This window comes from Microbulbifer taiwanensis (genome assembly GCF_014904815.1).
Lineage (GTDB): Bacteria > Pseudomonadota > Gammaproteobacteria > Pseudomonadales > Cellvibrionaceae > Microbulbifer > Microbulbifer taiwanensis.
Window position 1 is genome coordinate 58,284 of record NZ_JACZFR010000053.1, and the last position, 14,365, is coordinate 72,648.

The 14,365-nt window shown below is 59.8% G+C and carries 15 protein-coding genes; 7 read left to right on the forward strand and 8 right to left on the reverse strand.

The features are described from left to right. Positions 1-17 precede the first annotated feature (17 nt). The 7 genes from IG627_RS17755 to imuA all read right to left on the reverse strand — a co-directional run bounded on the left by IG627_RS17755 (position 18) and on the right by imuA (position 6,985). Positions 18-3,308: an error-prone DNA polymerase gene (locus IG627_RS17755; protein WP_193194120.1), complete on the reverse strand. Its 3,291-nt coding sequence runs from the start codon at positions 3,306-3,308 to the stop codon at positions 18-20. Positions 3,309-3,411: 103 nt separating this feature from the next. Then, positions 3,412-3,702: a GIY-YIG nuclease family protein gene (locus tag IG627_RS17760; protein WP_193194122.1), complete on the reverse strand. Its 291-nt coding sequence runs from the start codon at positions 3,700-3,702 to the stop codon at positions 3,412-3,414. Positions 3,703-3,819: 117 nt separating this feature from the next. Then, on the reverse strand, positions 3,820-3,960 hold the full coding sequence (locus IG627_RS21345) for a helix-turn-helix domain-containing protein (RefSeq protein ID WP_193194157.1): 141 nt from the start codon (positions 3,958-3,960) through the stop codon (positions 3,820-3,822). Positions 3,961-3,978: 18 nt separating this feature from the next. Next, positions 3,979-4,257: a helix-turn-helix domain-containing protein gene (locus IG627_RS17770; RefSeq protein ID WP_193194124.1), complete on the reverse strand. Its 279-nt coding sequence runs from the start codon at positions 4,255-4,257 to the stop codon at positions 3,979-3,981. Continuing rightward, complete coding sequence (locus tag IG627_RS17775) at positions 4,250-4,576, reverse strand: type II toxin-antitoxin system RelE/ParE family toxin (RefSeq protein WP_193194126.1); 327 nt, start codon at positions 4,574-4,576, stop codon at positions 4,250-4,252. The genes IG627_RS17770 and IG627_RS17775 overlap by 8 nt, the downstream gene beginning before the upstream one ends. Positions 4,577-4,641: 65 nt before the next feature. Further along, the gene (locus IG627_RS17780; protein WP_193194128.1) at positions 4,642-6,153 is read right to left on the reverse strand and encodes a Y-family DNA polymerase; all 1,512 of its coding nucleotides are present in this window, start codon (positions 6,151-6,153) and stop codon (positions 4,642-4,644) included. A 124-nt stretch (positions 6,154-6,277) separates the two neighbouring features. Next, positions 6,278-6,985 carry a translesion DNA synthesis-associated protein ImuA gene (imuA, locus tag IG627_RS17785; protein WP_193194130.1) on the reverse strand — a complete coding sequence of 236 codons (708 nt, stop codon included), beginning with the start codon at positions 6,983-6,985 and terminating at the stop codon, positions 6,278-6,280. A gap of 222 nt (positions 6,986-7,207) precedes the next feature. Here imuA and dcd point away from each other — a divergent pair, with 222 nt between their 5' ends. The 3 genes from dcd to IG627_RS17800 are packed head-to-tail and all read left to right on the forward strand — an operon-like array spanning position 7,208 to position 9,209. Further along, a complete protein-coding gene (dcd, locus tag IG627_RS17790) occupies positions 7,208-7,777 on the forward strand; it encodes a dCTP deaminase (protein WP_193194132.1) in 570 nt (189 codons plus the stop codon). A gap of 35 nt (positions 7,778-7,812) precedes the next feature. After that, positions 7,813-9,021, forward strand: a complete 1,209-nt coding sequence (locus IG627_RS17795) for a BaiN/RdsA family NAD(P)/FAD-dependent oxidoreductase (protein WP_193194135.1) — start codon at positions 7,813-7,815, stop codon at positions 9,019-9,021. 2 nt (positions 9,022-9,023) lie between these two features. Then, a complete protein-coding gene (locus tag IG627_RS17800; RefSeq protein WP_193194137.1) occupies positions 9,024-9,209 on the forward strand; it encodes a hypothetical protein in 186 nt (61 codons plus the stop codon). A gap of 51 nt (positions 9,210-9,260) precedes the next feature. On the opposite strand, the gene IG627_RS17805 is transcribed toward IG627_RS17800, so the two are convergent. Beyond that, a complete protein-coding gene (locus IG627_RS17805; protein ID WP_193194139.1) occupies positions 9,261-9,533 on the reverse strand; it encodes a glycine zipper domain-containing protein in 273 nt (90 codons plus the stop codon). Between the two features lie 226 nt (positions 9,534-9,759). On the opposite strand from IG627_RS17805, the gene IG627_RS17810 reads away from it, so the two are divergent. The 4 genes from IG627_RS17810 (at position 9,760) to IG627_RS17825 (ending at position 13,978) form a co-directional block, all read left to right on the forward strand. Continuing rightward, positions 9,760-9,975: a DUF3820 family protein gene (locus IG627_RS17810; protein ID WP_193194142.1), complete on the forward strand. Its 216-nt coding sequence runs from the start codon at positions 9,760-9,762 to the stop codon at positions 9,973-9,975. A 2-nt stretch (positions 9,976-9,977) separates the two neighbouring features. Beyond that, positions 9,978-10,613 carry a TetR/AcrR family transcriptional regulator gene (locus tag IG627_RS17815; RefSeq protein WP_193194143.1) on the forward strand — a complete coding sequence of 212 codons (636 nt, stop codon included), beginning with the start codon at positions 9,978-9,980 and terminating at the stop codon, positions 10,611-10,613. A 219-nt stretch (positions 10,614-10,832) separates the two neighbouring features. Further along, a complete protein-coding gene (locus IG627_RS17820; RefSeq protein ID WP_193194145.1) occupies positions 10,833-11,663 on the forward strand; it encodes an alpha/beta fold hydrolase in 831 nt (276 codons plus the stop codon). 38 nt (positions 11,664-11,701) lie between these two features. After that, positions 11,702-13,978 (forward strand): TonB-dependent receptor, encoded by a 2,277-nt coding sequence (locus tag IG627_RS17825; protein ID WP_226865389.1) that lies wholly within the window; start codon positions 11,702-11,704, stop codon positions 13,976-13,978. The last annotated feature ends 387 nt before the right edge of the window (positions 13,979-14,365 follow it).

A 14,365-nucleotide genomic window follows, 5' to 3' on the forward strand; every position in this document is an offset into this window, starting at 1 on the left:
CCTCCCCTATTTCGCTTTCAGTGAAAGCTTCTGACGCTCTGGATTTCCGCCCACTCTAAACAGAGAACTTTTTGTCCGACCAAATGGACTACGGGATGACTCGATTCCTCTGGAGTGGCATTAATCTGGATTCGTCCACTGATTTGCAGGATATTGCCCCGTTTGATCTCCATTCTATAGCGCTGTTGAGTCTTTTCCCACAGCACTACATTGATCACTCCAGTCTCGTCCTCCAGAGTCAGAAACATCACTCCGGCAGCGCTGCCAGGCCTCTGCCGGCAGGTGACCAGGCCGATAATGGTCGCCTGCTGGCCGTTTGGGTATTGGGCCAGTTCCCATGCTGTGTTGTGCTTGCGGAATCGGTCCCGGCGGCGCAGCAGGGCGATTGGGTGTTCGCGCAGGGTCAGGCCTGTGCTGCTGTAGTCGCTGTAGGTGTTGTCCTCTGTGGAGTTGCCGGGGCTGTGTTGAGTGGTGATAGTGCTTTCTATCTCTCCGTTCAATGACAGCCAGGTATCCAGGTAGCGGTTTTCGGTCAGGCTGTTGAAGGCGTTGGCACTGGCCAGGGCGGTGGTCTGTTCCCTGGGGAGTTGGGTTAGCTGGCGGAACTGGGGTAGGGAGGTGAAGGTTTGTTTTTCTCTCTGGGTGGTGATGGTGGTTGCGGTTTGTTCGTCGAGACCTTTGATCAGGCGTAGGCCGAGGCGGAGCACTGGGGTGGTGGGTTGCGGTTTGTGCCGGGATGACGGCGGAGTGGTGGGCGTGAGAGGGAGGCTTTCTGCTTTCTGGGTGTTCGATAAGGTTTGGGGGCGTTCTTGTACTCTTGTGAAGTTGGCATGCATCGATCGCGGCCATGGGCCGCTCCTACGGGAGAGTGTGTTCTCGTCTGTGTGTTGGGGCGCGGCTGGTTTTCCCTCTCCCCCGCCCCCTCTTCCGCAAGCGGGAGAGGGGGGCTGGAGTTCCAGGCTGTGGTGCCAATGGCTGTAAAGAACATCTATGGGTAACACCTTTACGTTGTGACGCTGGGCGTCGTAGACCAGTTGTGCCGGGGCGTAGAAGCCCATGGGCTGGCTGTTGAGCAGGCCGCAGTAAAAAGCCGCCGGGTGGTGGTGTTTTACCCAGGCGGAGAAGTAGGCCAGCAGGGCGAAGCTGGCGGAGTGGGATTCGGGGAAGCCGTAGGAGCCGAAACCTTTCATCTGGTTGAACAGTTGTTCGGCGAACTCGGCTCTATAGCCGTTGGCCTGCATGCCCTGGATCAGTTTGTCCCTGAATTTGTACAGGTCGCCGTTCTTGCCCCAGCTGGCCATGGCGCGGCGCAGTTCGTCGGCCTCGCCGCCGCTGAAGCCGGCGGCGACCATGGAGAGCTGGATGACCTGCTCCTGGAATATGGGTACGCCCAATGTGCGCTCCAGTACCGGGCGCAGGTTTTCGTGGGGGTAGGTCACCGGTTCCAGACCCTGCTTGCGGCGCAGGTAGGGGTGTACCATGCCACCCTCGATGGGGCCGGGGCGGACTATGGCGATTTCTATGGTGAGCTCGTAGAAGCGGCGTGGCTGCAGCCTCGGCAGCATGCTCATCTGCGCGCGGGACTCTATCTGGAAGACACCAACGGTGTCGGCGCGACACATCATCCCGTAGACGGCTTCGTCGTCGGGGGGGATGTCCTGCAACCTGAGCTTTGGGCCGTAGAGGGCGATATAGCTCAGGGATTTGCGCAGGGCGGTGAGCATGCCCAGGGCGAGAATGTCCACCTTCATCAGTTTCAGGTCTTCGATATCCTCCTTGTCCCACTGCACTATGGTGCGGTCCTCCATGGCGGCGTTTTCGATCGGCACCAGTGTGTGCAGCGGCTGTTCGGTGATCACGAAGCCGCCCACATGCTGGGACAGGTGGCGGGGGAAACCGTGGATCTGTGCCAGTAGCTGCGGCAGGGCCTTGCCGGTGATGCTCTCCGGATCCAGGCCGACTTTCTGCATCTGCCGGGGGAAGTCTTCCATTTTGTCCCACCAGGCGCGCTCCGCCAGCAGCTGCTCGATGGTGGCGGCGCTGATACCCAGGGCCTTGCCGATATCGCGCAGGGCGCTCTTGAAGCGGTAGGTTATTTTGGTCGCGGCGAGGCCGGCGCGGTGGCGACCGTATTTGCCGTAGATGTACTGGATGATCTCCTCGCGCCTTTCGTGCTCGAAATCCACATCGATATCCGGCGGTTCGTTGCGCTCGCGGGAGATAAAACGCTCGAACAGCAGGCCTATCTTGTGCGGGTCTATCTCGGTGATAAACAGGCAGTAGCAGACCACCGAGTTGGCGGCGGAGCCGCGGCCCTGGTAGAGGATATGCTGGTTGCGGGCGTGCTGGACTATGTCGTAAATGGTGAGGAAGTAATGCTCGTATTCCAGCTCGCCGATTAGTGCGAGTTCTGTTTCGATCTGCTCGGCAATTTTCTGGGAGGGGCCTTCCGGCCAGCGTTCCTTTTTGCCAGTCTCCACCAGTTCGCGCAGGTAGTTGCTGGACTTTTTACCGGCTGGCAGGACTTCCGAAGGGTACTGGTAGCGCAATTCACTGAGGCTGAAATGGCAGCGCTCGGCAATAGCCGTAGTATTTTCTATGGCATGTCCGGGATACAGGGCCTGGATATCCTCGAGACTGCGCATATAGCGCTCGGCGTTCTGTTCAATACGATAACCCAGTTGCTCCAGGGTGCAGTTGTGGTAGTTGGCGTTGAGCACGTCCTGCAGGGGTTTGCGGCTGCGGCAGTGCATCAGTACGGCGCTGGTGGCCACCATGGGCAGTCTTTCTCGCTCGGCGAATTGAATCAATTCGGTGTTGCGGGAGTTTTGTTGTGGCAGCAGGTGATTGCTGAAGGCGATATACAGGCGGCCGCGGAAGTGCTGTTTCAGTTCCTCGGGAATACTCAGCGGAGACTCGTGCGGGAGCCAGATGGCGATGGTCTGCCGGCAGATTTGTAGCAGGTCTTTGAAATATGTCTGGTATTGGCCCTTTTCCGCGCGCAGGCGTGAAGTGGAAATCAGCTGGCAGAGTTCGCTATAGGCGGTTTTGTTGGGCGCCAGCAGTACCAGTTGCTCGCCTTCCTGCAGGCGGAAGTAGCTGCCGCAGATCAGCTTGAGTTGGCTACCGGTGGCTTTCAGGTTCACCAGTTCCTTGTAGGCGCGGACTACGCCGGACAGGGAGCATTCGTCGGTGATGGCCAGGGCGCTGTAGCCCAGCTGATGTGCCGTCTGGATCAGCTCCTGCGGGTGGGAGGCACCCTGCAGGAAGGAGAAGTTGCTTTGGCAGAAGAGTTCGGCGTACTGCATTGTGTTTACCTTTCGTCATACCGGCGCAGGCCGGTATCCAGACTCTAGCTCCGTAGTTTCTGGATCCCGGTATTGGGTCAAGTCCGGGATGATGAGATGGGTATTAGAGGATTTCCGGATATAGGTCTCGCCAGTGACGATTGGACTTTTCGATCAGATTTAGTTTCCAGGCGCGTTGCCAGTTCTTGATTGTCTTCTCTCGGTTGATTGCGTTTTCCATGGTGCCATGGAGTTCGAACCAGACGAGGGTTTTTACTCCGTACTTTGTAGTGAAGCCTTTGATGAAGTCATTTTTGTGTTGCCAGATTCTCTGTATGAGGTTTGAGGTGACACCTGTGTAGAGTGTACCGTTGCGTTTGCTGGCGAGAATATAGACGCATGGTTGTCTGTTCATGGTTAATACCCATGTCTCGTCATACCGGCGCAGGCCGGTATCTAGGCTCTGGCTCCGTGGTTTCTGGATTCCGGCCTACGCCGGAATGACGACTCTTGGGGTGTTGTTAAGGCTTCTTCAAATTTCCAACTGTTGTGGCGTAATTCCCAGTGCAGCAGATACCCGTTGCAAGGTGGACTTCCGCGGGCGCTGGCTGGCCTCGAGCTGGGCGTAAGCTGCCTGGCTGATATTCAGGCGTTTGGCGACGTGGAAGCTAATTCTTTACATTTTTTCATATTATGCCGCGTGAAACTCTACACTGATCTCAAAGCCGCATGCGTGTGCATATTTTTTTAAGACTTTCCAGCTGGGGTTTGTATTGCCTTTCTCCAGGCGGCAGATGTTGCTCTTCTTGGTGCCCATGCGGTGTGCGAGTTCTTCCTGGGTTAAGCCCGCAGCTGTTCTCATCTTCAGGAGTTTGTCGATTAGCTCGAACTCTTCTTCAAGGGCGTCGTACTCGCGCTGTACTTCGGGAGCCTGAAGGGCACGGTCTTTCAGTTTCTGTAACTTACTCATCTTGGTTAATCTCTTTCATTCGGGCCTGTGCCAAACGAAACTCTTTCTTGGGGAGCTTCTGAGATTTCTTTACGAAGGCGTGCAAGATGTAAATATGATTACCTTGCATGTAACAGAATAGCGCTCTAGCTATGCCTTCGCTGGCCTTGGCTCTGATTTCAAATAGGCCGTCACCTAGCGGGGCTGTGTGTGGAGCTCCGAGGTTGGCTCCATAGGTTTCTGCCAGTTCAAGAAGCCTCAGCATGCGCGCCTGTATTTTCGGCGGCATTGCAAGAATGGCATTTTCGACGCCGTCGTAGAAATCAATTGTCCACGCCACTGTTCTTTCCGAGTGAGGTTATCTTATATGATAACCTGGGGTTGTTCAAATTCCATACAGCAGGGCTAGCCATAGACCCCATGCAGATACCAATCCTCCGAAGTCAGGTCCTGAAACACCCAGTAGAGCCCGCCTTCCTCCCCCCGCGCCAGGTAGTAATCCCGCCCGTGGCGGCCGTGTTGCCACCAGTAGCCGTCGATGCGCTCGGGGCCCTGCAACAGCTTGATCTCGCCGCGGTAGAAGAGCTTGTGTGCGCGGCTCTGCAGCTTGTCGGGCCTGGGCAAGAGCCAGGTGGGACGGGGGGCCTTGATCGGTTGCAGTTGGTGGCCCTTCTTACTGCGGCTGCTCTGCAGTACCAGTGTGTCGGCGCTGGCCCAGGCCTGTTCCGGCAGGTAGCTCTCCTTCAGGGTGACACCGGAGAGGGCCTCGTGGCCGAGGCGGGCCTTGAGTTTGTCCAGCAGCTGGTGGCTGCGCTGGACCCGGGTTTCCCTGCCGAAGAGGTCGTCGTCGAGCTTGTTCTGCTCCAGTGGCAGCAGCTGGTCGCAGGTGAGGCTGAGGGCCTGTATCGGTTGTTCCAGCCGGATTCTCTCCAGCTGCAGCTTTGTCAGCGCGATCAGGCGCTGCGGGTCCAGCATCGGGCGCGAGACTTCGACGCTGAAGACCTTGCAGCCCCGCTGGCCGAAATCCAGTTTCCAGCGCAGCTGGTGGCTGTAGAGCTGGCGGCGCTGCAGTTGCTGGCAGAGTTCGCGCACCAGGCGGCCGGTGGGAAACAGCAGCTGTTCGCTGTTGTCCAGCGGGCTGGGGAAGAAGAGTTCACTGTGGAACTCCGGCGGTGGCTGGTAACTGGGCACCGGGTCGTGGCGGGTGCCGCTGAGGCGCGCCAAATAGTCGACGAAGCCGCGGCCGAAGCGGCTGCCCACTTCCGACAGCGGTATCGCCAGCAGCTGGCTGACGCGCTTGATACCACAGGCGTAGAGCTTGGCGATGGTCTTGTGGTCGCAGTCGAGCAGTTTGCTGGGGGAGAAGCTGATCCACTGTTTCCACTGCTGCGGGCTGGGCGGCGCCTGGGTCTCCGCGAGCCACTGGCGGTGTTCCGGCAGCTGGCTGAGCATACGCGCGGTGCTGGGGCTGTGGCCCAGGCCCATAAAGCAGCTGATACGCATCTGGCGCAGTTCGCGCTTCAGCTGTTGCAGCAGTGGCTGGAGGCCACCATTGGCCTTGAGGCAGCCGGAGAGTTCCAGGTAGAGACAGGCGAAGTGGTCATCGCCGGCATCGACGGAGCCGGCGGCCAGGGGGGAGACCACCGGGGTGAAGCTGTAGCCCCACTGGGCCAGTTGCTGTAACTGTTGTTCCTCCCGCTGGGTGTCCCGCTGCAGTAGTTGCAGGTCGGCGCAGAGGGCGCAGGCGGTGGCGATGGTGAGGCCGGTTTCCACGCTGCGCTCGGCGGCGGGGTTGTTGGCATCCACGATCAGTTGCTCTTCCACTACGGCCTGGGGGCTGGATTGGGCGCCGTCGCGCTGGGCGCGGGTGAGTACTTCCAGGGGGAGTTTGGGGAATTGGATGCAGAGCCAGAGCATGGTGGTTTCCGTTTGTTGCCTGTTGCACATTGCCATTCGGGTAGATGGATCGCGGCCAACGGCCGCTCCTACAGGGGGCCTCTCCCCCGGCCCCTCTCCACAAGTGGGAGAGGGGGTAAAAAGATCAGTGCAGCGGGCGGTCGCGGCGGGTCAGGTCGGTATTGCGGGACAAGTGCAATCGCTGGCCGGACTGGCCGCCGAGCTGTTTCAGTAGCTGTACCGCCAGCTGCTCACCATCGCTACTCAACGACAGCCGCAGGCTGGCGGGGGAGGGGGCGGTGGCTGTGGACTGGGGGCGGAAGTGGAAGTGCAGGCAGTCGCCCTCGCGGGCGGCGAGCTGCAGGCGGCGCAGGTCCTTGTCCGCCGGGGCCCGACTCCCCTGCCAACTGAGCAGGGCGCCGCAGCAACCGGACTGCAGGGATTGTTCCATGGCCCAGAGTTCGTCCTTCTGTCCGCGAGGGTGCAGTATCAGCAGCTTTTCCAGCTGTATGCCGGCGGCGGCCAGGGCCGGGGCGTAAGGAATAAAGGGCGGGTTGACCAGTACCACCATCTGTTCGCGCTGGGTGAGTTCCGCCAGGGCCGGCAGCAGCAGGGATATTTCGCCGATGCCGGATCTATCCACCAGCAGTTCGGTGGTGGCGCCGCGGGGCCAGCCGCGGCCGGCGAGCAGGGCGTCCAGGGTCGCGTAACCGGAGGCGATACCGCCGCGCTGGCGCTTGTGTTCGTTGGCGGCCTGCCAGATATCCGGCCTGGCGAGCAGCTGGCTCAGGCGCTGTTGCCTGGACTGGTCGGCTAACTGATTGTTTTGCAATAGGTTTTCGGCGTTGCTCACGGTTTTCGGCCCTCGTTGACCACCCTTTCGAAGTGGCGACTGTATGTTTGTACAGCTATTACTGGTAATTTATACAGTAGTTGATTCAGGGCAACAAGGGGGCGCGGATTCGATTGGCACTTTTTTGCACAGCACAAAACGGCTATGATTCGGCCTCGTTGTCGACCGAGACAACAACAGACAAAGAGTTGAATAGCCAAGAATGTACCCAGGGGGAGCGGAGTGAGTATCAAGTCCGACAAGTGGATTCGCCGTATGGCCGAGCAGCAGGGCATGATCGAGCCGTTCGAGCCGGGCCAGGTGCGCCATAACGGCAGCGGCGATCGGCTGATCTCCTACGGCACCTCCAGCTATGGCTACGATGTGCGCTGCGCCAGTGAGTTCAAGATCTTCACCAATGTGCACTCCGCCACCGTGGACCCCAAGACCTTCGACGAGAACAGCTTCGTCGATGTGGAGGGGGATTCCTGCATCATTCCGCCCAACTCCTTCGCCCTGGCGCGCACCGTCGAGTACTTCCGTATTCCGCGCTCGGTGCTGACCATCTGCCTGGGCAAGTCCACCTATGCCCGCTGTGGCATCATCGTCAATGTGACACCGCTGGAGCCGGAGTGGGAGGGGCATGTGACCCTGGAATTCTCCAACACCACCAACCTGCCGGCGAAGATCTACGCCCACGAGGGCGTGGCGCAGATGCTGTTCTTCGAGTCCGATGAAGTCTGTGACGTGTCCTACGCGGATCGCGGCGGCAAGTACCAGGGCCAGCGCGGCGTCACATTGCCGCGGGCCTGATTCCGTGGCCGTTCACGCGGCCATAAATCCCCTCCATGAGTGAAAATCCTTCCAGCCAGTTGCCCGAGCGCGTCGATGTCCTGATTGTCGGCGCCGGCGCGGCGGGGTTGATGTGCGCGGCCACCGCGGGCAACCGCGGGCGCAGCGTTCTGGTGCTGGACCACGCCAACAAGGTCGGCAAGAAAATCCTGATGTCCGGCGGTGGTCGCTGCAATTTCACCAACCTGTATACGGCGCCGGAAAATTTCTACAGCGAGAATCCACATTTCTGCAAGTCGGCCCTGGCCCGCTTCACCCAGTGGGACTTTATCGCGCTGGTGGAGAAACACGGCATTCCCTACCACGAGAAGACCCTCGGCCAACTGTTCTGCGACAACAAGTCCAAAGATATCGTCGATCTGCTGCTGGCGGAGTGCCGCGCGGCGAAAGCGCAGATCCGCACCCGCTGCAGTATTCGAAACATAGAACCACTGGAAAAAGGCTTTATTGTCGACACCAGTCTGGGCCCTGTATTCTGTGAATCCCTGGTCATCGCCACCGGCGGCCTGTCGATTCCGACCATGGGGGCCACCGGCTTTGGCTATGATGTGGCGCGCCAGTTCGGCCTTAATATTATCCCCACCCGCGCGGCCCTGGTGCCCTTCACCCAGCACAGGCGCCAGCTGGAGCGGCAGGGTGAGCTGCCCGGCAGCGCCCTCGAAGTGACCGCCAGCTGTGGCGAGGGCAGTTTCAGTGAACAGATGCTGTTTACCCACCGCGGCCTGAGCGGGCCGGCGGTGCTGCAGATCTCCAGCCACTGGCGCGAGGGGCAGGCGGTGAGTTTTGACCTGGCCCCGGGGCGCGATCTGGCCGAGTGGTTGCGGGAGCGGCGCGAGCAGAATCCGGACAGCCATCTGCACAGCGCGCTGGCGGAAATCTGGAGCAAAAAGCTGGTGCAGTATTTCCTGCAACGCCAGGGTGTCGAAAGCCGGGCGCTAAAACAGTACGGCGAGAAGGCACTGGCAGGTATCGGTCAGAAACTGCAGACCTGGCAGCTGCTGCCCGCTGGCACCGAGGGCTACCGCACCGCGGAGGTGACCCTGGGCGGTGTGGATACCGACGAAATTTCATCGCGTACCATGGAGTGCAAGGCGCAGTCGGGACTCTATTTTATCGGCGAGGTACTCGATGTGACCGGCTGGCTGGGCGGGTACAATTTCCAGTGGGCCTGGGCTTCCGGCCATGCAGCAGGGGAGGTGGCCTGACAATGGGCGACGTGATTCCGTTCAAGAGAAAAATCGCCTGGCAGAAACACAAGGGCAGCAGCCTGTGCCGCGACGGCTTCCACAAATGGGTGGTGGTGACGGAGAGAAAATTCGACGTAAAGCAGGGCAAGCTGGTGACCGAATACCGCTGCCAGCGCTGCGGCAAGACGAAAACCAAACTGCTGTAGATACCGGCAGTTGTCGGACGGGGGAATCCGCAAGCGGACTCCCCCGGTCTTTTAGCGCTCGTACACGCGACGGCCGTGGCGATCGTAGTAGTAGCGCTTTTTCTTCTCGCGGTCGTAGAGCCAGCCGGCGCCCGCGCCGATGACCGCACCGGCTACGGTGCCCGCCGGGCGGCCGCCGGAGATCAGGGCCCCGGTCACCGCGCCGATACCGACACCGGTACCGATGCGGCGATCTGTATCGCTCATATTGGCACAGCCCTGGCTGCCGAGGCCTGCGGCCAGTACGGCCGCCAGGCCCAGATGTTTCACTGCTTGAATACCCATAGGAACCTCTGTCACTACTCGGTTGAGGTTTTGCAAGATCGTCTTAGCATCTGGCCAGCCAGTTTGACTGACCCATGTCGAAGCCAGTGTATGGTCGCAGTAGTGGGGCAACAAATGGATGTTGCGGGCCTTATGTCCGGGGACTGCAATCGGGTAAGCTTGCCCCCTTGTCTGTGTCGCGGCCGGCCAACAGTAAGGCGCTGCAACCAAAATCAAAAGTATCGCCATGTTTGAAAAACAGGACCTGTTGGATATAGCGCGCACACAGATGCCCTTCGGCAAATACGCCGGACGCTTGTTGATCGACCTGCCGGAGGAGTATCTGCTCTGGTTCGCCAAGAAAGAGTTTCCAGCGGGCAGGTTGGGATATTTGATGGCGCTGACGCTGGAAATCAAAATCGAAGGCCTGCAGGGCCTGATCAAGCCGTTGAAAAAAGGATAAAAATGTCCCAGCCCGATCTCACTCTGGTCCAGGTGCCTGAGCCCAACCAGGCACGCAGTCGCCAGGCGCTGGAACGCCTTCTCGCTGCGGGCGAGAAGCTGCTGGCGGACAATCAGTTTGAAGAGGCCAGCGTGGCGGAGATCGCCAGGCTGGCGGAATCTTCTGTAGGTACTTTCTATCGCCTGCTGGGGGACAAGGACACCCTCTCGCTGTTGCTGTTGCAGCGCTTTATGCAACAGCTGGCGGACAAGACCGCATCCCTGCGGGGGCAGGGGGGCGATTGCCGGGACCTGGCCGAGGGTGTGCGCCTGCTGACGGACAACTACATCGATGTCTACACCGGCCGTCGCGGCGTGCTGCGCGCGGTCATTCTGCGCGCGTCCCGCAGTGCTCCCTTCCGCGACCGGGTGCACCAGCTCAACACCCATATTTCCTCCACCGCCTGTGACTGCCTGGCGCCGTTTATGGACCAGGTATTACACCCCAGGCCCCGGCAGGCGGTGTCCTCCGGCGTGCATATGGTGCTTGGGGCCCTCAACCAGCACACTGTGACCGGTACTCTCGGTGACCTGCAGCCAGAGGCGCTGCGCGATGAGATAGCCCGACTGCTGCTGGGCTATCTCCGCGGTCCCCGGTAACCGGGTAACCAAGCAGCGAGCTGTCCATTTCTCTGGCACCTGCTTTCTCCTGATATTCCAATAATCCCCTTGCAATCCATCTCCGGGAAGAGTATTTTTTCGGTATCGGAATTCGTATTCCGGTTCTGATTTTGCCCGGATCGCAGCGCACAGAATTGAAGACGGGTGTCCTGCCGGTAGCCGGGGTAGATAAAAACAATAGTGAGGTGAGTGGAAACCATGCCGTATTTTTCCCACCGCGGTCGTCGACTGCACTTTACCGATGACAGTGAGGGGCGGGGTGAGCCGCTGTTGCTGCTGCACGGTCTCGGCTCTCGCGGCTCCGACTGGCGACCGCAGATCGATGGGCTGGCGGGTGAGTTTCGTGTGCTGACCCTGGATTTTCCCGGCCACGGCGACAGCGACCCGATCGACGGGCCTGTGACCATCGCGGATCTGGCCAGGGACGTGCGGGCGCTGTTGGATCACCTGCAAATGGTCCGCGCCCATGTGGTGGGCCTGTCCCTCGGCGGCATGGTTCTATTCCAGTTACTGGCAGACAGCCCCGAGCGGCTGAATTCCATTACCGTAATCAATTCCGGCCCGGGTCTTGTTTCCGGCCAGTGGCGGATGAAATTGCTGGTGGCTTTCCGCACCCTGCTGATTCACAGCTTTGGTCTTCCGGCACTGGCGAAAAAGATTGCCCCGAAACTCTTTCCCCGCACCGAACAGCAACCGCTGCGCGATGAATTCCTGCGCAGCATCGCCGCTGCCGACAAAAAATCCTACCTGCGGGTACTGCGCGCCATAGGCGCTTTCAATGTGTGTGAAAAAGTTGCCGGTAGCCGGATTCCGGCGCTGATCCTGTCTGCCGATAACGACTACACGCCGGTGTCCTACAAGGCCGGGTACACGGCACAGCTGGGCAATGCCCGCCTGTCCGTCATCGAAAACTCCGGCCACGCCTCACCCATGGACCAACCGCAAGCGTGCAATCAGTTGATTCGAGAATTCCTGCGTGAAATTTCTGAGAAGGAAGAAAAACCGTTGGGGAAGATAACAGCTAACTAACAGCCTGCTAACTATAAAAAGCGAGAGAGGAATTGGGTATGTTCAATAACAATAATGCGGTACCTGGTTTTCATAAAAAGCTGCTGCCCCTGGCGATGGCGGGGCTGAGTGGCATGGGCGCGGTTGGCGTGCCGCAGGTTTTTGCCCAGGAAAGCACCGGGGCCATGGAGGAAATCGTCGTCTCCGCGCGCCGGCGCGAGGAGACACTGCAGGAGGTGCCCCAGGCGGTCAGTGCCCTGAACGGCGAGGAGATGCTGATCGCCGGTGTCTCCAGCCTGGCGGATCTGCAATCCCAGGCGCCGGGGCTCACCGTCTACGCCGCCCGCGCGGCCACTTCCACGGTCACCGCCTATATTCGCGGTGTGGGCCAGTCGGACCCGCTCTGGGGCGTGGAGCCCGGCGTGGGTATCTATGTGGACGACGTGTATATGGCGCGGCCCCAGGGCGCACTGCTGGAAATGCTCGATGTGGAACGGGTGGAGGTGCTGCGCGGCCCCCAGGGTACCCTGTACGGGCGCAATACCATCGGCGGCGCTATTAAGTATGTCAGCAGGCCCATGGGGGAGGAGACGGAGATATCTCTCGGCACCGCGCTCGGCAGTTACAACCAGCAGGATTTCAAGGCCGCCATCAGTACACCGCTGGGGGAAAACCTCTACGCGCGGGTGGCCCTGGGCTCCTTCGAGCGGGATGGCTTCGGCGAAAACCGCTTCAGCGGTGCTGAGGTATCCGACAAGCAGCTCTACGCCGGCCGCGCCGCCATCGAGTGGCGACCGAACGACAGCTGGTCGGTGAACCTGGCCCACGACGCCGTCTACGACAGATCCGCCGTGCGCGGGGCCCAGCGCATGCTTCCCAATACCATCGAGCCCTTTTTCAGCGGCGATGCACCGCTGCCGGCCAACGACCACCGCTATGACGTCGACAACGGTTTCGACAATCAGGGCAACGATACCGACAACTCCGGCACTGCGCTGACTGTTACCTGGAAAGGACAGGGCAACTGGGGATTCAAATCCATTACCGCGCACCGCGAGGGACGATACAACCAGGCTATCGACTTCGATGTGGGCCCTTATCCAATCGCCGATGTGGACGGTATCCAGACCGACGACCAGTTGAGCCAGGAATTCCAGTGGCAATACAGTGGCGACAGACTGGATGGTGTTTTCGGTCTCTACTGGATGGATGCCACCGCCGGCGGCGAGGTGCGCAACCGCTTCGGCCTTCCCACAGCACTGGTGGCGCCCGGATTCGAAAATATTATCGGGCCGACACTGGCGATATACGGTTTCAGCGGCGGCGAGGTGCAGACAAATGCGCTGGCGCTGTTCGGCGACCTGAGTTACAGCCTCACCGACAATACCGCACTGAGCCTGGGCGGCCGCTTCAATCGCGAGGACAAGCGCGCACGGGTATTGAACCAGGGTTTTGCGGATGAGGCATTCACAATGCCGAACGGCCAGGTGACCGCAGACTTTGACGAGTCGGAAAGCTGGACCGACTTCTCCCCGCGCATTGGCCTGGATCACCAGCTCGGCGAAGAGACCCTGCTCTATGCCAGCTACAGTGAAGGCTTCAAGAGCGGCGGCTACAACATCCGCGCCAATACGGTACAGGTGCCGGAGTCGCAGAATCCCTACAAGCCGGAGCGGGTGGCCAGCTACGAACTGGGTTTCAAGTCCGATCTGTCACAGGCTTTCCGCCTCAATGCCGCGCTCTTCTACAGCGACTATGAAGATATCCAGTTGAGTATTTTTACCGGCGTGGACACCACAGGCGACGGCAACAACGACAGCTTCTTCGGCGACTTCACCAACGCCGGTGCCGGCGAAATCCGGGGGTTGGAAGTGGAATACCAGTGGGCGCCCAGTGATTCTTTCTCCCTGAGTGGCAATGCCACCTGGCTGGATGCCGAGTACAAAGAGTATGTCTCCGGCGGAGTGGATATTGCCGATCAACAGGCATTTACCAATACGCCGGAACTGGCCTACACGATCAACGGCGATTTCAGTTTTCCGCTGGCGGATCTTGGGGACCTGGATGCGCGCCTCAGCTACAGCTACCGGGACGATGTCTACCCCACCACCGATCTCAGCGAAATCGTCTTCCAGAAGGGCTACAGCATGTGGAACGCTACTGTGGTATTTACACCACCGAGCGGCAGCTGGCGCCTGGCGCTGGAGGGAAAGAACCTCGCCGATGAGGAGTACCGCACCACCGGCTATGATCTGCGCGATTCCGGCTTCCCGATAGTCACCGGGTTTTACGGCGATCCGCGCACCCTGGCCCTGCGCCTCAATTTCGATCTTTAAATCAGACGTTAATCATTTCGTCATACCGGAAACCACTTCGTCATACCGGCAATCACTTCGTCATACCGGCGCAGGCCGGTATCCAGTTCGGTGGCACCTGGATTCCGGCCTGCGCCGGTATGACGAAGTGATTGCCGGTATGACGAAGGGATTCGAAAAAATAGCAGGGGGGAAACCATGTACGGCCTGATGATGCAAAGCCAGCTTACCCTCACCGGTATCATGCGCCATGCACAGAACAATTTTTCCGCGTAGGAAATCGTCTCCATCACCGTGGATTACTTCGTCATACCGGCGCAGGCCGGTATCCAGTTCGGTGGCACCTGGGTTCCGGCCTGCGCCGGGAAGACGAGGGGGTTCGTAAAAAAAGCAGGGGGGGAGCCATGT

Bases quoted from the DNA above. Each gene is read 5' to 3' on its own strand.
- IG627_RS17755 (WP_193194120.1), bottom strand. From the start codon at position 3,308: ATGCAGTACGCCGAACTCTTCTGCCAAAGCAACTTCTCCTTCCTGCAG.
- IG627_RS17795 (WP_193194135.1), top strand. From the start codon at position 7,813: ATGAGTGAAAATCCTTCCAGCCAGTTGCCCGAGCGCGTCGATGTCCTG.
- IG627_RS17770 (WP_193194124.1), bottom strand. From the start codon at position 4,257: ATGAGTAAGTTACAGAAACTGAAAGACCGTGCCCTTCAGGCTCCCGAA.
- IG627_RS17825 (WP_226865389.1), top strand. From the start codon at position 11,702: ATGTTCAATAACAATAATGCGGTACCTGGTTTTCATAAAAAGCTGCTG.
- IG627_RS17810 (WP_193194142.1), top strand. From the start codon at position 9,760: ATGTTTGAAAAACAGGACCTGTTGGATATAGCGCGCACACAGATGCCC.
- IG627_RS17805 (WP_193194139.1), bottom strand. From the start codon at position 9,533: ATGGGTATTCAAGCAGTGAAACATCTGGGCCTGGCGGCCGTACTGGCC.
- IG627_RS17820 (WP_193194145.1), top strand. From the start codon at position 10,833: ATGCCGTATTTTTCCCACCGCGGTCGTCGACTGCACTTTACCGATGAC.
- IG627_RS17760 (WP_193194122.1), bottom strand. From the start codon at position 3,702: ATGAACAGACAACCATGCGTCTATATTCTCGCCAGCAAACGCAACGGT.
- IG627_RS17780 (WP_193194128.1), bottom strand. From the start codon at position 6,153: ATGCTCTGGCTCTGCATCCAATTCCCCAAACTCCCCCTGGAAGTACTC.
- IG627_RS17815 (WP_193194143.1), top strand. From the start codon at position 9,978: ATGTCCCAGCCCGATCTCACTCTGGTCCAGGTGCCTGAGCCCAACCAG.
- IG627_RS17800 (WP_193194137.1), top strand. From the start codon at position 9,024: ATGGGCGACGTGATTCCGTTCAAGAGAAAAATCGCCTGGCAGAAACAC.